The sequence below is a fragment of the uncultured Desulfovibrio sp. genome (assembly GCF_944324525.1).
Lineage (GTDB): Bacteria > Desulfobacterota > Desulfovibrionia > Desulfovibrionales > Desulfovibrionaceae > Desulfovibrio.
In genome coordinates this window covers 1-15096 of sequence record NZ_CALUWS010000058.1, presented here as the reverse complement: position 1 = coordinate 15096, position 15096 = coordinate 1, and the positions used below count along the sequence as shown (strand labels likewise).

The 15096-nt window shown below is 63.5% G+C and carries 13 protein-coding genes; 5 read left to right on the top strand and 8 right to left on the bottom strand.

Annotated features, from left to right (window positions below; genetic code table 11):
• Nucleotides 1-246: 246 nt before the first annotated feature.
• From recJ to Q0K12_RS11195, 7 genes are all read right to left on the bottom strand, one after another.
• Complete coding sequence (gene recJ, locus Q0K12_RS11225) at nt 247-1971, bottom strand: single-stranded-DNA-specific exonuclease RecJ (protein ID WP_297262994.1); 1725 nt, start codon at nt 1969-1971, stop codon at nt 247-249.
• Nucleotides 1968-2978: a tetratricopeptide repeat protein gene (locus tag Q0K12_RS11220; protein ID WP_297262992.1), complete on the bottom strand. Its 1011-nt coding sequence runs from the start codon at nt 2976-2978 to the stop codon at nt 1968-1970. Before Q0K12_RS11220 ends, recJ begins: the two co-directional genes overlap by 4 nt.
• An 11-nt stretch (nt 2979-2989) precedes the next feature.
• Entirely contained in the window at nt 2990-3673 is a 684-nt protein-coding gene (pyrF, locus tag Q0K12_RS11215) for an orotidine-5'-phosphate decarboxylase (protein ID WP_297262991.1), read from the bottom strand.
• A 395-nt stretch (nt 3674-4068) separates the two neighbouring features.
• Nucleotides 4069-4686, bottom strand: a complete 618-nt coding sequence (gene gmk, locus Q0K12_RS11210; RefSeq protein WP_297262989.1) for a guanylate kinase — start codon at nt 4684-4686, stop codon at nt 4069-4071.
• Nucleotides 4683-4940: a DUF370 domain-containing protein gene (locus Q0K12_RS11205; protein ID WP_296304651.1), complete on the bottom strand. Its 258-nt coding sequence runs from the start codon at nt 4938-4940 to the stop codon at nt 4683-4685. The genes gmk and Q0K12_RS11205 overlap by 4 nt, the downstream gene beginning before the upstream one ends.
• Before the next feature lie 3 nt (nt 4941-4943).
• Entirely contained in the window at nt 4944-5825 is an 882-nt protein-coding gene (locus tag Q0K12_RS11200; protein ID WP_297262986.1) for a YicC/YloC family endoribonuclease, read from the bottom strand.
• Between the two features lie 319 nt (nt 5826-6144).
• A complete protein-coding gene (locus Q0K12_RS11195; protein WP_297262985.1) occupies nt 6145-6411 on the bottom strand; it encodes a zinc ribbon domain-containing protein in 267 nt (88 codons plus the stop codon).
• A 184-nt stretch (nt 6412-6595) separates the two neighbouring features.
• Here Q0K12_RS11195 and Q0K12_RS11190 point away from each other — a divergent pair, with 184 nt between their 5' ends.
• On the top strand, nt 6596-7180 hold the full coding sequence (locus tag Q0K12_RS11190) for a DJ-1/PfpI family protein (RefSeq protein WP_297227733.1): 585 nt from the start codon (nt 6596-6598) through the stop codon (nt 7178-7180).
• Between the two features lie 140 nt (nt 7181-7320).
• Here the strand turns inward: Q0K12_RS11190 and mgtE are convergent, their stop codons facing one another.
• Nucleotides 7321-8694, bottom strand: a complete 1374-nt coding sequence (gene mgtE, locus Q0K12_RS11185) for a magnesium transporter (RefSeq protein ID WP_297262983.1) — start codon at nt 8692-8694, stop codon at nt 7321-7323.
• Nucleotides 8695-10635: 1941 nt separating this feature from the next.
• On the opposite strand from mgtE, the gene groES reads away from it, so the two are divergent.
• From groES to Q0K12_RS11165, 4 genes are all read left to right on the top strand, one after another.
• On the top strand, nt 10636-10920 hold the full coding sequence (gene groES / locus Q0K12_RS11180; RefSeq protein ID WP_296304646.1) for a co-chaperone GroES: 285 nt from the start codon (nt 10636-10638) through the stop codon (nt 10918-10920).
• Between the two features lie 42 nt (nt 10921-10962).
• A complete protein-coding gene (gene groL, locus Q0K12_RS11175; protein ID WP_297262980.1) occupies nt 10963-12609 on the top strand; it encodes a chaperonin GroEL in 1647 nt (548 codons plus the stop codon).
• 267 nt (nt 12610-12876) lie between these two features.
• Nucleotides 12877-13389, top strand: coding sequence for a hypothetical protein (locus Q0K12_RS11170; RefSeq protein ID WP_297262978.1), 513 nt, complete (start codon nt 12877-12879; stop codon nt 13387-13389).
• A complete protein-coding gene (locus Q0K12_RS11165) occupies nt 13386-13994 on the top strand; it encodes a hypothetical protein (protein ID WP_297262976.1) in 609 nt (202 codons plus the stop codon). Before Q0K12_RS11170 ends, Q0K12_RS11165 begins: the two co-directional genes overlap by 4 nt.
• Nucleotides 13995-15096 lie beyond the last annotated feature (1102 nt).

The window sequence follows — 15096 nt, the reverse complement described above, 5'->3', positions numbered from 1 at the left end:
GGTTTGTCTGGTAACTTCCAACTTACCGAATGAGGAAAGGGTGAACAACCTATCGGAACACAACACCTAGAGCAATTCCGCATTGAAAATGTGGCTTGCCCGGGTAGCCGCAAACGAACACACGGAAAAACAAAGCTTTTTCCGTAGTGTGAGGGCAGCGTCAGCAGGGAAATTGGACACAACTTCCCTGCGAATCCGCGCTAAAGGCTGTTGACGCTACTCGCTGATTGTTTTGTTGGGGGGAACTCAGGCGACGGGCTTCCAGTCCTTGATGGAGATATCCACCGAGGCTATGCCGTTGTAGGTGTCGATGCGCGGGGTGTAGGCCAGCCGCACGCGGCTGCCCACGCAGGAGGGCGGGAACTGCTCTCCCATGCGCCAGGCCTTGGCCGTCAGCGTCACCCCGGACAGGGTATCCTGCACCTTGAGCAGGACGTGCTCCCGGTTCATGCCCAGCGGACGGCGCTCCTTGATGACCAGTTCCGGCGAAGCGAACACCGGTTCCGCGTTGCCGGGGCCGAAGGGCTGGAGCAGCTCCAGCTCCTTGAGGAAACAGAGGTCGCCGGCAGTGGCGAAATCCAGCTCCCGCTCCAGCATGAGACTGGGGATGAGCGGTTCCGGCCCCAGCACCTTTTCCGCGGCCTGCTCAAAGTCCCGGCGGAAGTCTTCCAGATGTTCCAACTCCAGACGGACGCCCGCCGCCAGCTTATGCCCGCCGAAGCGCAGCAGATGGGCCGAGGCTTGGCCGAGGCCTTCGTAAAGGTCGAACTCCCGGATGGAACGCCCGGAGCCCTTGACCGCCCCCTGATCCTCACAAAGGATGATGGTGGGCCGGTAGAATTCCTCCACGATCTTGGAGGCCACGATGCCCACGATGCCCGGATGCCAGTCCGCCCCGTAGAGGACGAGCCCGGCCCGGGGACGCTCGTCCAGCAGTTCCTGCACCTGCTGCCGGGCCTCCTGCACCATGCGTTCCTCTTCCTGCTGCCGTTCGCTGTTGAGGGCGTCCAGCTCGCGCGCCAGCGACGCGGCTTCCAGATGATCCCGGCTGCGCAGCAGATCAAGCGCCACGCGCCCGTGTCCCATGCGTCCGGCGGCGTTGATGCGCGGCGCGAGACGAAACACCACCTGTCCGGCGGTGAGCCGGGCCGCGGCGTCAAACTTGCTGACGACCTTGAGGGCCGCCATGCCCGGTCGCGTGGTCATGGCCAGACGCTGCAGGCCGCCCCGCACGAGGATGCGGTTCTGCCCGGTAAGGCGCATGACGTCGGCCAGAGTGCCCAGCGCCACCAGATCCAGCACCTCATCCATGCGGAAGCGTTTGCCCGTATGGGCCGCCAGCCGAGCATTGACCGCCGCCATGAGGAAGAAGGCCACGCCCACGCCCGCCAGATGCGGACAGGGACATGCGCTTTCTTCCATAAGGCGCGGATTGCAGATGGCGTCCGCCGCGGGCAGCTCATCCGGCGGCAGATGATGATCGGAGATGATGACCGTCATCCCCAATTCCCGAGCGCGGGCGATGGGTCCCGTATCGGAAATGCCGCAGTCCACGGTCAGCAGCACGCCGCAGCCTGCGGCGGCCAGCGCCTCGATGCCGGCCGTGTTGAGGCCGTAGCCCTCGCTGCGCCGGTCGGGGATGTGGCTGACGGCCTCCACGCCATGCTGTTCCAGCACATCCAGCACAAGCGCGGTGGACGTGATGCCGTCCACATCGTAATCCCCCCAGACGGCCAGCTTTTTCCCGGCCAGCAGGGCGTCGCTCAGGAGCGCGGCGGCTTCGGGCAGCTGCGGCCAGTCCTGCGGCGGCGTCAGCTGCTGCAGACGCGACGAAAGAAAGGCGTCGATGCTTTCACGACAGGTAAAGCCGCGCCGCCAGAGCACGTCCAGCAGCAGCGGCGAGATGGAGAGCGCCTCGGCCCAGTCGGGGCACGGGCTTTCCGGCGGCTGACGGAAAAGCCAGTTCTTCATGCCGTCGTGTCAATGAAAGGGTCCGGCGCGGACGCCGGCGCAGCGGGCGCGGACGCCGGGGCGGCGGCAGCCGCTACCGGTTCATCCACTACCGGCGGGAGGTCGTCCGGCACGTCCGCCGGGGCGGCACTGCTCCCTCCGCCGTCGGCAGGCGCGGCGGCAGGGGCCGCGGCAGCCGCCGGAGCGGCAGCCTTGGACGCGGCGATGGCCTGCTTGACGTCGTCCATCTTGCCGGCCGGGATCAGATTCTTCTGGATGAGCCAGCTCATGAACTTCAGCGACTGCTCATGGCGCGGCGCAAGGCGCAGGGCTTCCAGCAGATAGTCCACGCAGCCGTCCATATCCTTGGATTCCAGCAGCACACGCGCCATGTTCATGTTCAGGTTCTCATCCTTGGGCGAGAGCTGCAGGGCACGGGCGTAGTACTCGCGGGATTCGGCAAGCATCTTGTTCTTGCGCAGATTGATGCCGAACTCGTTGAAAAGATGCTTGTGCTGCGGCTCGAAGGCCGCATCGAGCTTGACGAGGCGCTCAAAGATGTCCTGCGCCTTGTTGGCGTCGCCACGCTCGAGGTAGGTGAGGCCGATGCCGAAGTTGGCCCGCACATTGTCCTCATCCACCTTGAGGGCGCGGGAGTACTCGTATTCGGCGGCAAATGTCTCGCCGCTTTCGCGGTATCTGTCCCCCTGGCGGACGGAGTATTGGAGTTCCTGCATCTTGGGATAGACGGAATTCATGTAGAATTCCGGCTCCGGCGAAAATTTGTTGATCAGGTCCTCCATGCTGATCTTGCGCTTGGGGCCGCTGGGCACATAGTTGGTGTTGAGCGGCTGGCACTCGATCTCGCTGCCGTGCTGTTCCACGAACCAGAACGTTTTTTGCACGGTCTTGCGGGTGGTGGTGCCGGTACCGACCTTGCGGATCTCCTGCGTGGAAAAGACGCCGCGTACTTCCGGCTGCTGCTGCGGACGCGGGCCGCCGGCCTGGGGAGCTGTGGGTTGGGACATGGAAACTCCGTCTAGCAGGTATGCATTTCGTCGAGGATGGCGTGGGCGGCCGCCAGCGGATCAGCCGCGCGGGTAATGGGCCGGCCCACCACAAGATAGTCCGCGCCGGCCGCCACGGCGGCGGCAGGCGTCATGATGCGGCACTGATCGTCCGCGCTGGCGGACGCCGGACGGATGCCCGGACACAGGCAGCGCAGCCGCGGATGCCGCGCCTTGACGGCGGCCGCCTCCTGCCCGGAACAGACGATGCCGTCCAGCTGCCAGCTGTCGGCCATGCCGGCAAGCTCGCCGGCAAAATCCGCCGGAGCCTGTGGTATGCCCGGCATCTCTCCCGGGCCGAAACTCGTCAGCACGGTAACGCCGAAGACCAGCGGCGGTCGCCGGCAGGCGGCGGCGGCCGCCACGGCTTCGCGGCACATGCGCTCCCCACCCTGGGTATGGATGGTCAGCAGTTCCGCCCCGCCCTGCGCCGCGGCCCTGACGGCCTGCGCCACGGTATTCGGGATGTCGTAAAACTTCAGATCCAGAAAAACATGAAAGTCCATCTCCCGCAACTGCGTCAGCACAGCGGGCCCGGCCAGGCAGAAGAGCTCCATGCCCACCTTGCACCACGGCGCCACGCCGCGCAGCCGCCGCGCCAGCGCGAGCGCGCTGCCGGCATCGGGAAAATCCAGAGCGACCACCAGTTCGGCCATGCGTTCCTCCCTTGTCCGTGCTCAGGTGTAGAGTGTCAACAGTCTTGCTGCCTGTTTGGGGGGAAGGCCCCCCATCCCTTCCCCAGCGCTCTTACCGGGGGAAGAGCCGGGAACACAAGGCAGATCCGCCCCAAAGGGCACGCGGCGCATGCAGCGTATTTAGCTTATCCATTAGGGCCTGTTAACACAAATTTTGCAATTATTTCAGTATATACAGAAATTGTCTGTACATGCCTCGTCTGCCATGAGGGCGTGTGCCCCGCGTCCCCGCTTTTTCCCCTGATAAAAGCGCGCTGGCGAGGGGATGGGGGGCTTTGGGGGAAGGGGAACCCCTCCGCCAGCGCGGGAGGGGTTCCCCTTCCCCCCAAACAAACAGCGAACAGTGTCAACAGGCCCTAGTCCAGACGCCCCCGCTCCAGCGCCCGCACAAGATCCGGGCGACAGAGCGGGCGCAAGGTCGCGGCAATGTAGGCGGCGCGCAAGCGGGCATAGGCCGCCTCCACATCGTCATTGACCACTAGATAATCATACCACGGCGCATCGCGCAGCTCCGTACAGGCATTGCGCAGACGGCGGGCAATGGTCTCCTCGCTGTCCAGACCGCGGCCGTGCAGGCGCTTTTCCAGCTCCGCCATGCTGGGCGGCAGGATGAACAGGAAGACCGCTTCCCGCAGGCTTTCCTTCATCTGCCGCGCCCCCTGCACGTCGATGTCGAAAAGCACGTCCTGTCCCTGCTCCAGCATGCGGCGCAGGGGTTCCAGCGGCGTGCCGTACAGGTTGCCGTGCACTTCGGCCCATTCGGCAAAGTACCCGGCCTCGCGCTGCTCCTCAAAACGGGCGCGCGTCCAGAAATGGTAATCCTGCCCGTCACGCTCGCCCGCGCGCGGGGCGCGCGTCGTACAGGAGACGGAGTAGCCGAAATGCGGGAACTCCTCCCGCAGACGGTTGATGAGCGTCGTTTTGCCCGCGCCGGAAGGCGCGCTGATGACCAGCGCAATGCCGTGTCGCTTCATGATTCATTCCCTTCCTGCGCAAAACGCTGGCTGATGGTTTCCGGCTGGATGGACGAGAGGATGATGTGGTTGGAATCCGTCACGATGATGGAACGCGTACGGCGTCCCTGCGTCGCATCCACGAGCCGCCCCTCGGCGCGGGCATCCTCCCGCAGACGCCGCATGGGCGAAGAGGCGGGACTGACGATGCTCACCACCCGCCCGGCCAGCACATAATTGCCGAAGCCTATGTTGATCAGTTTTTCCCTGGCCATGCCCTATTCCAGATTCTGCACCTGTTCCCGGCATTTTTCCAGCTCGTTCTTGAAATCCACCACCATGCGCGAAAGCTGCACATCGGGCAGCTTGTTGCCGCAGGTATTGATCTCCCGGAAACATTCCTGAAGGGTGAAGTCCAGCCGCCGCCCCGCGTCCCTGCCGTCATCCAGCAGCTCGTGCAGACGCTCCAGATGGGTCTGCAGGCGGGTCAGCTCCTCGCTCACGTCCAGCCGGTCGGCAAGCACGGTCACTTCCTGCAAAAAGCGCCCTTCTTCCAGCTCCAGCGCGTGGGCCGCCAGCGCCTCGCCGATGCGCTCCCGCATCTGGGCCGCCCGCTCTTCCTTGATCTGCGGCGCGCGCTCCATGATGCGTCCCGTCCACTCCTCCATGCGCAGGATGCGGGACTGCATGTCCACGGCAAGGGCATGTCCTTCCTTGCTGCGGGCCTCGTTCCAGTCCTGCAGGGCCAGCTCCAGCCCGTTTTCCAACTGATCGACCAGCTCTTCGTCCGTATCGTCGCCGCTCTCGCCCCACAGGGACGTCAGCGCCAGCAGGGCATTGTAATCGGGACGGTAGACGTCGCCCCGCTGCAGGGCAAGCGCCTGCAGGCTGTCCAGCATGGACGAGGCCGCCGCCATGTCGAAGTTCAGCGGCGGCAGACAGTCCGGAGCGAACTGCAGTTGCAGGCTGATGTCCACCCGCCCGCGGGAGGCGTGCCGGCGGACCACCTTTTCCAAGCGGGGCTCCAGGCTGCGGGCGCAAGCGGGCAGCCGCCATTTCAGATCAAGATGACGGCTGTTGACGCTCTTGATCTCCCACTGCTGGGTCACGCCGCCATTCTCCACAAGACAGCGGCCGAAACCGGTCATGCTGAATACCATGTATGTCTCCCAAGGAAAAAGGACCTTCGCCGCCGCAAGGAGCATCCGGCGATGAGCGCCCCGGGCCGGTCATTACAAATTTGCAAACAGTTTCAGCAGATAAAACAAATAAATGAAGCACGCTCCGCTTGCCTTTGGGCGGGGTCGCTTCGTGTCCCTGACTCTTCCCCCAGGCAGGCAACGAACATGTTGCAGGGCCTCATGGCCCGCGTCAGCATAGGCCATGCCCGGGTCGTTTGCAATCGTGCGGCCCGGCACAGGAGCCTCCCCGCAGGACCTCACGATACCGGATCGTCAGCGGCCCGGCCGTATGCCGGCCTCAGGCGTTCCCGCCCTGAGCCGAGGGGCAGCCCCCCGAACCGCAGGCCCCGCCGCAGCCCGCGAGCCCCTTGCCCATTTTGGAGGCCAGAGGATGCACCGGCCCGACCTTGAAGGGGAAAGCTCCGGTCTTGAGCGGGCTGGGGGCGCTCACCTGCCGTTCGGTCCGCTCGGCGCCGCAGTTGGGACAGGGCGGCACTTCCTCGCCAAAGACCAGCTCTTCAAACGTGTTCTTGCACTGGGGACAGTAAAAATCAAACATGGGCATGGGTAATGAGCCTCTCGGGAAAAATTTCTCTTTCCGGCCTTGCGGCCGCCATGTTGATGCTTATATAACCACGGTAAGGGGCAAGGCAAGTCGCAATCCGTCCCGTCTTTCCGTAGCGGAGGGCCGCAACGCATCTCCCGGGACGCAAAAGCCCCTTTGGATCTTTTTTTCAGGAGCATGAACAATGAGCAAAAAAATCCTTTTGCTGGCCGGCGATTTCGTGGAAGATTATGAAGTGATGGTGCCCTTTCAAATGCTGCTCATGCTGGGCTATGAAGTGCACGCCGTCTGCCCCGGCAAGAAGGCCGGCGATGTGGTGAAGACCGCCATCCATGACTTCGAGGGCGACCAGACCTATTCCGAAAAACGCGGCCATAACTTTGCCATCAATTACGACTTCGACAAGGTGAACGTGGCCGATTATGTGGGCCTCGTCGTCCCCGGCGGCCGCGCCCCCGAATACCTGCGCCTCAATGCCCGCGTGCTGGACATCGTGCGCGAGTTCGACGCCGCCAAGAAGCCCATTGCCGCCATCTGCCACGGCCCGCAGATCCTCGTGTCCGCCGGCGTGCTCAAGGGCAAGACCTGCACCTGCTACGCCGCCGTCAAGCCTGACGTGGTCGATGCGGGCGCCACCTGGGCCGACAGCAACGAAACGGCTTCCAACGCCGTGGTGTCCGGCCATCTGGTCACGGCCCCGGCCTGGCCCGCGCATCCGGCCTGGATCGCCGCCTTCGTCAAGCTGCTGGGCGCGCAGATCAGCATCTAAACAAAGCTTGACCGATCGTTCCGTCAGCGGACGCGCAGGGGGACATTCCCCCTGCGCGTCGTGCGCTTCCTTCAGACTGCGGGATCGTCACCCGCCGCACAGGACGGGACGCTCCGTCTCGTCCTTGCCGTCCCTCTCCCCTACCCCAGCATGTGACCCAGGAAGAGGTAGGCCAGCGAGAAGTAGACGAACACGCCCGCCAGATCCATCACCGACGTGATCAGCGGCGAGGACAGCGTGGCCGGGTCCGTCCCCAGCCGGCGGGCCATGAAGGGCAGCAGCGCGCCCACCACGCCGCCCAGCGCGGTGCAGAGCAGCATGCTCAGGCCCACCACCAGCAGGACATCACCACCGATCCCCTTGGAAAAGAAGGCCATGACCGCCTCCAGCAGGGCCACCACCACGCCGAGGGCCGCCGCCACGGGCAGCTCCCGCCGCAGCACGCGCCATACGTCCTGCCAGCGCAGGGCCACATCTCCCAGGGCCATGGCCCGGATGACCAGCGTGGCCGACTGGCTGCCCGCGTTGCCTCCCATATCGACGATGGGCGCGATGAAGGCGGCCAGCACGATGGCCCGCGAGAGCATCTCCTCCTGCGCGGCCACGAACGTGCTGGTCACCATGCCAAAAAGCGTCAGCAGGACGAGCCAGAACACCCTGACGCGAAACATGGTGCGCAGGGGCGTGGCCAGGATGTCCAGATCCGTGCCGTCATCGGAGGCCGTGCCGCCGAAGCGGGCCAGCTGACCGGCATCCAGCTCCTTTTCTATGTCCATGGCGTCATCCACGGTGATGATGCCGATCATCCTGTCGCCACCGTTGATGACCGGCAAGGCCAGCAGGTCATACCGCCGGATGTATTCCGCCGCCTCTTCGCGGGGACTGTCCGCCCGGACGGCTACCGGATGCCGGCGCATGATGTCCCCGATGGTCCGCCCGTCGTCGGCCAGCAGCAGTTCCCGCAGGGAGACCGTACCGCACAGGCGGCCTTCCGCATCCAGCGCATACAATATATAAATGGTCTCCTTGTCCGGCGCCGTTGCCCGGACATGGGCCAGCGTCTCGGCCACGCGCATTTGCGGCGTCACGGCCACATAATCCGACGTGGTCACCGAACCGGTGGTCCCTTCGGCATAGGCGGCCAGCCGCAGGATATCCTCCCGTTCGACGCGGGCAAGGGCGGGCAGCAGCTTCTGGCGGGCATCCTCATCCAGATGGCGGTACAGGTCCGCCCGTTCGTCGGCGGCCATGCTTTCAAAAAGCCGGACCGCCATGTCCCGCGGCAGGAGCGGCAGGAGCGCATTCTGCCATTCCGGAGAAAAATAGACGAAAACTTCCGCGCGTTCCTGTTCTTCCATCTCGGCGAAGATCTGCCCGACCTGTCCGGCCTGCAGGGTCTGCAGGGCCTCGGCCAGATCGGAGGGATGGACGGAACGCAGGACGGCCGCCAGATCGGCGGTACGGGGATGGGCAAGGCAATCCACAAGCGTGGCGCACAGCAGTTCACGATACATGACACGTCTCCTTTTTGTCAGGCGTTGGGGAAAAGAGCGGCAGGACACTGCCGCGCACGGCCCGCCCCTCGGGCGGCAAACACGAACAAAAGGGAAACGCGACTTCGCCGGACAAGTACGGCGGCATGCGCCCAGATGGCGCGATCAAGAACGTCCGCCCGGCGGCGCGGGCATTTCCAGCGGCCGAACATGGCTTTGCTCCTTGTCTTTCAGAGAAAACAGACAAACATACCCGATCGATGTTTCCGCGTGACTGTGACTGTCCATACGACACTCTCCTTGGGATGATGTGAACATGATGCATGACGGGCGGCATGCCCGTCGACCGCAAACAAAGAAGAAAGCCGAAAGCGCGCAAACGCCGTACGCCGGGACTGCCCGTGCCCGGGCCGGCAGGCGGCCCGGCATCGCGCGCATGCTCTGCGCGAGACCGGACGGCGCTTCCGTCAGGGCTGTTGGCACTCTTTGTTTCCTGTTTGGGGGGAAGGGGAACCCCTCGCTCTGCTGTCGATGCCCGTAAGGCTCCTGCGTCGCCTAACGGGCACGGCCTACGGCCGCCATTCGGTCGCGCTCTGCTGTCGATGCCCGTAAGGCTCCTGCGTCGCCTAACGGGCACGGCCTACGGCCGCCATTCGGTCGCGCTCTGCTGTCGATGCCCGTAAGGCTCCTGCGTCGCCTAACGGGCACGGCCTGCGGGCCGCCCGTTGGATCGCCGCCGGCGCTGGCGGGGTTCCCCTTCCCCCCAAGCCCCCCATCCCTTCTCCAGCGCGCTTTTGCCGGGAAAAGTCAGGGACACGAGGCAAGCCTGCTCCTTAGAGCAAACGAAGCGCGTTCAGCCTATTCATCTTAAACGTTGAAATTATTTGTAAAATTTACATCAACAGGACTTAAGGAACGTCCCGGCGTCACAAGCGCTTTGCCGTTGAAAGCGCTCAAGCACGAGGCGGCATAGCGCCGCCCTTCCCGCAGTGAGCGGAAAAACTCCGTTTTATCCGCAAAACGACAGGACGCAGGGTTGGGAGCGAGCGTTTCAAAGGGAAAGCGCTCAAGCGGGATGACCGCACGACGGCGGCTGAAGAGGAAAGAAACGCTGAGGCGTCCGCCGTCCGTCGGACAGGACGCACGGCAGGGCTTTCGGCAAGAAGCCCGTCAAAAGAGCGGAAAGCATCCGCAGGGAAGGGAAGAAAACGCGCATATCTCCTCCGCAGGGCGGCACGCCTGCGGGAAGACAAGCAGGAGTGTCGTCAGCGCTGAAATGGAAGGGCAGGGGCAGGGCCGGTACTCTCGGACGACATGATGACTCCTTTTTGGGGCCGCAATATGCGGCGACGTCCTGCCTATGCCCTGTATCGTCCGTCCTGTCAAGCCGGCATTTCCGCCGCCCGTCGCCGTATCCTCTCCCTCTTCCTTTTTTTCTCACGGGCAGACGCGGGACATGACGGGCACATCCGCATTCCCGCGTCAGGCTGTCCCGGACATCTCTTCCCGACAACTTGCCGCACGGGATGCTTGCGCTCTCCCTCAGACGGGCACAGCCGGTACCGCTCCGTCAGGGCCATCTCTCCCGTATGGCGGCGGACGTCGGCGGGCTGCGAAGGCCACAGGCTGCCGCCTGCCCCGCCTGCGCGGCAAAAGCGCATCTTGCCGGAAGGCTCTTCCCGCCGTCCGGCACGGCCGCCTCCCCTGCCGTGCCCCCTTCCCAAGCCTTTCCCGGAAAAAAGGGGACAAAAACGTATCGATATAACATGTTATTTTTACTAATATTTTTTTGAAAAATGGAAAAAAGTCGAAAAAAAATGCCTTCTGCCCCTTTTCAATCCGGCAAGCTGCCTTATTTACTATGCCGACGCGGGGAAGATGGTTGAATCGCCTGCCTCCCGCTCGACAATCCAGCAGCCTGCGCGCTGCCCCGAGATAAAAAATTCTTTTGGAGGAAATACCATGAACCTGAAACCTCTCCACGACCGTGTGCTGGTCAAGCGCGTTGAATCCGAAGAAAAGACCGCCGGCGGTCTTTTCATTCCCGATACCGCCAAGGAAAAGCCCTCCAAGGGTGAAGTGATCGCCGTGGGTCCCGGCAAGGTGGAAAACGGCAACCGCATCGAAATGTCCGTCAAGGCGGGCGACATCGTGCTGTTCAACAAGTACGCCGGCACCGAAGTGAAGCTGGACGGCGTGGAACACCTTGTGATGCGCGAAGACGACATCCTCGCCATCCTCAACTAATCCTCCCACTTACATCGCATCATCCCTTAAGGAGAAAATATCATGGCTGCTAAAGAAGTTCTCTTTGACGTCAAAGCTCGCGAAAAACTGGCCCGTGGCGTGGACAAGCTCGCCAACGCCGTGAAGGTGACCCTCGGCCCCAAGGGCCGCAACGTGGCCATTGAAAAGTCCTACGGCGCTCCCGTCATCACCAAGGACGGCGTGACCGTGGCCAAGGAAATCGAGCTGGACGACAAGTTCGAGAACATGGGCGCTCAGCTGGTGAAGGAAGTGGCCTCCAAGACTTCCGACGCCGCCGGCGACGGCACCACCACCGCCACCATCCTGGCTCAGGCCATCTACCATGAAGGCGTGAAGCTCGTGGCCGCCGGCCGCAACCCCATGGCCATCAAGCGTGGCGTGGACAAGGCTGTGGAAGCCCTCATCGGCGAACTGGCCAACCTGGCCAAGCCCACCCGCGACCAGAAGGAAATCGCCCAGATCGGCACCATTTCCGCCAACTCCGACGCCACCATCGGCAACATCATCGCCGAAGCCATGGCCAAGGTGGGCAAGGAAGGCGTGATCACCGTTGAGGAAGCCAAGGGCCTTGAGACCACCATGGACGTGGTGGAAGGCATGCGCTTCGACCGCGGCTACCTCTCCCCCTACTTCGTGACCAACGCCGAAAAGATGCAGTGCGAGCTGGACAACCCCTACATCCTCTGCTCTGAAAAGAAGATCTCCAGCATGAAGGACATGCTGCCCGTGCTGGAACAGGTGGCCAAGGTCAACCGTCCGCTGCTCATCCTGGCTGAAGACGTGGAAGGCGAAGCCCTTGCCACCCTCGTGGTGAACAAGCTGCGCGGCGCCCTGCAGGTGGTGGCTGTGAAGGCTCCCGGCTTCGGTGACCGCCGCAAGGCCATGCTGCAGGACATCGCCATCCTCACCGGCGGCCAGGTGGCTTCCGACGACACCGGCACCAAGCTGGAAAACATGGCCCTCACCGACCTCGGCACGGCCAAGCGCGTGGTGATCGACAAGGAAAACACCACCATCGTGGACGGCGCCGGCAAGAAGGATGAGATCACCGCCCGCGTGAAGCAGATCCGCGCTCAGGTGGAAGAATCCACTTCCGACTATGACCGTGAAAAGCTGCAGGAACGCCTCGCCAAGCTGGTGGGCGGCGTGGCCGTCGTCCATGTGGGCGCCGCCACCGAAGTGGAAATGAAGGAAAAGAAGGACCGCGTGGAAGACGCCCTGAACGCCACCCGCGCTGCCGTGGAAGAAGGTATCGTCCCCGGCGGCGGCACGGCCCTCATCCGCGTCGCCAAGGTGCTCGACTCCATCAAGCCCGCTGACGACGACGAACTGGCCGGCGTGAACATCATCCGCCGCGCCATCGAAGCCCCGCTGCGCCAGATCGCCCACAACGCCGGTTTCGAAGGTTCCATCATCGTGGAAAAGGTGCGTCAGGGCAAGGACGGCTTCGGCTTCAACGCCGCCACCGGCGAATATGAAGACCTGCTCAAGGCCGGCGTCATCGACCCCAAGAAGGTGACCCGCACCGCCCTGCAGAACGCCGCTTCCGTGGCTTCCCTGCTGCTCACCACCGAGTGCGCCATCAGCGAAAAGCCCGAGCCCAAGAAGGATGTCCCCGCCATGCCCGGCGGCATGGACGGCATGGGCGGCATGGGCGGCATGTACTAAGCCGACCCGCTTCCTCCAACTGCCTCATATGGCTCCCGCTTCGGCGGGAGCCTTTTTTATGCCTGCCGTCCGCCCGGAAAAAACGCTCGTCCCACTCTGCTCTGCTTGCCTGGCATCATCTTTGCTTTTTTTTGCTGGAGGTAACGAGTTATGGAAATCGGCAGTCCCCCTCGCTGACGGCAACCCATGAAAGCACATCCCTCACCTGATCAGTCCGCATTGCGCGCGCCTTGCGTGCCGGGGGCGGACACTCTCACACGGGGCAATATGTTCCAGCGCTTTTTTCTCCACGCCGTGTATGTGGCGGCGCTCTGTCTCCTGCTCTTCTTCCACCTGGTCGAGCTCCGGGCCTGGCTTACGCTCTGGCTCATTGCCGTCAGCCTTGCCGCCTCCCTGACGTATGCTCTGCTGGCTGCCGCCGTGGGGCCGCGCATCCCTCGCCGTCCGGCGCTGGCCCATCTGGTCATGGCGGGAACGCTGCTCATGACCTTTTCTCTTGCGGGAATACTTTTTGCGTGGCAGGATCAACTACATTACGGTCACTTTTCCGCCGAACCGCTATGGCACACGTTTCAGGCCGCAGGCAACGGGCTGGCGTACGGGGGGATCTTCGCCCTCCTGTTTCTCCCCCTGTCCTGTTGCGCCTACGTGATGGCGCTGGCGGGCACGCGACGGCTGGCGGGACACCTCTCCTCTCTTTCAGCCCAACGAGCGGAGCGACCTGTCGCGGCATCCAGCACAGGAAACACGCCCGCACCGACTCAGGAAAACAGCCCATGAAAAAACGCCTGCTTGCCTTTTTCATCTTCTTCGGCTGCTCCTTCGGCATTGCCAGCCTCATCTATCATGCGCTGGCCCTGCTGACGAACGGGGTATTCATCTTCGGCGCCCTGCCGCGCATGTTCCTCTACCATTGGATATATCCCAATCACTATATCGCGCTTGTCTGCCTGATCTACGCTCTGCCGGCTGCCGCCTTTGCCCCGCGCATCGCCCGGCGGCCGTCGCTGGCCATCTGGATCGTTTTGGCCACGCCCCTGCTTGCCTCGCCGCTGGGCGGCATGCTCTGGCACCTGCACGACATGCTGGAGGGCTATTTTCCCAACAGCTGGCAGCAGAAACTGCTGCTGGACGGCGCACTCGAAGGCGCCGAGCTCGGCTGGTTGATCGTGCTGCTGTCCTTCCCGTACAACGTCATCTGTGCACTGCTGGGCATCCGCGGCACGCGACGGGTGGCCCAACGGCTCTACCCTGCGCCGGACGCCGCGCGCACGGCAACGCCGCCCGCCGAAGCCGGACGCGCGGAAAGTACGGACAGCGCCCTGAATGACGCAAAAGACGCTAATGACGCGCCGGACGCCGACGCTTCGGAAAAGCTGCCGTGACACCCCTTCGACGGCTTGTTCCATCGCTGCTTGCGCTGGTCGCCACTGTCCTGCTCCTGATCACATGGGGCGAACGGGCCATTTCCCCGCCCGGCGTCACGTACTTCTAGAATATTTTCAGTTTGGAACGTGAAGCGTTTCAAACTGAAAATGCTTTATGAAAAACGGGATTATTTTTGCTGCCGCCGGCCGGCGGATACTGCCTGACATCGAGGCTGGGTCGCCTCCCGGCGAGGGACCAGAGGTCCTAACCTACAGGTTGCGCCAATTTTTTCTGCCGCCAGCCGGCGGATACGGCCCGGCATCGAGGTTGGGTCGCCTCCCGGCGAGGGATCGAAGGGCCTACTCTGCAGGCTGCGCCAATTTTTTCTGCCGCCGGCCAGCGGATACGGCCCGGCATCGAGGTTGGGTCGCCTCCCGGCGAGGGGCAGGGGGTGAGAGGGGCAAGCCCCTCTACACCCCCTACGACCCCCTACTCCCCTTGTCCAGAAGGTGAAGGGCATCTCTATCGGATGATGTATCCCACTCTGCCGCTCGCCGCTGGGGGCAACCGGTGCGCATCTTCCCGCGCCTTGCGCGGGCGATATGCGCACCTGCTCCGGCGCTCCCGCCTTGCGGGGATCGCCTCCGCGCCCCGGCTCGCTGGTACTGTGGAATTTCTCCCAGTCTGCACGCCGACCGGCGTAAGGCAGTTTCCTTGGCGGCAGCGAAGACAGCTTCCTTGAAGGGAATGCGCCAGGCAAGCAAACTTCTGATGTGGCTCTTTGACCTGTCTCCGCCACGGCTCGCTGGTATCGTGGAATGTCTCATGGCCTGCACGCTGGACGGCGTAAGGCAGTTTCCTTGGCGGCAACGAAGCCAGCTTTTTTGAAGAGGATGCACCATAAGGGAGCTTCCTCAGAGCCTTTTGCCTTTTTAAGGCAAAAGGCGAGGCGGCGGTACGGTGCCGCCGCCTGAAAGCACACCACCGGGAGACCCGCACGCGAAGTGACGGCCAGCATGTTGCCGCCGTTCGTCATCCTCCCCGTTGACATCCTCCCCCGCCTAAAGTCGGGGGATTCCTATCGGTAGCGGCTCTAACGAGCCGCGCCATAGGCGGGTT

Coding starts and splice junctions, on each gene's coding strand:
- recJ (WP_297262994.1), bottom strand. CDS start 1,971: ATGAAGAACTGGCTTTTCCGTCAGCCGCCGGAAAGCCCGTGCCCCGAC.
- Q0K12_RS11220 (WP_297262992.1), bottom strand. CDS start 2,978: ATGTCCCAACCCACAGCTCCCCAGGCCGGCGGCCCGCGTCCGCAGCAG.
- pyrF (WP_297262991.1), bottom strand. CDS start 3,673: ATGGCCGAACTGGTGGTCGCTCTGGATTTTCCCGATGCCGGCAGCGCG.
- gmk (WP_297262989.1), bottom strand. CDS start 4,686: ATGAAGCGACACGGCATTGCGCTGGTCATCAGCGCGCCTTCCGGCGCG.
- Q0K12_RS11205 (WP_296304651.1), bottom strand. CDS start 4,940: ATGGCCAGGGAAAAACTGATCAACATAGGCTTCGGCAATTATGTGCTG.
- Q0K12_RS11200 (WP_297262986.1), bottom strand. CDS start 5,825: ATGGTATTCAGCATGACCGGTTTCGGCCGCTGTCTTGTGGAGAATGGC.
- Q0K12_RS11195 (WP_297262985.1), bottom strand. CDS start 6,411: ATGCCCATGTTTGATTTTTACTGTCCCCAGTGCAAGAACACGTTTGAA.
- Q0K12_RS11190 (WP_297227733.1), top strand. CDS start 6,596: ATGAGCAAAAAAATCCTTTTGCTGGCCGGCGATTTCGTGGAAGATTAT.
- mgtE (WP_297262983.1), bottom strand. CDS start 8,694: ATGTATCGTGAACTGCTGTGCGCCACGCTTGTGGATTGCCTTGCCCAT.
- groES (WP_296304646.1), top strand. CDS start 10,636: ATGAACCTGAAACCTCTCCACGACCGTGTGCTGGTCAAGCGCGTTGAA.
- groL (WP_297262980.1), top strand. CDS start 10,963: ATGGCTGCTAAAGAAGTTCTCTTTGACGTCAAAGCTCGCGAAAAACTG.
- Q0K12_RS11170 (WP_297262978.1), top strand. CDS start 12,877: ATGTTCCAGCGCTTTTTTCTCCACGCCGTGTATGTGGCGGCGCTCTGT.
- Q0K12_RS11165 (WP_297262976.1), top strand. CDS start 13,386: ATGAAAAAACGCCTGCTTGCCTTTTTCATCTTCTTCGGCTGCTCCTTC.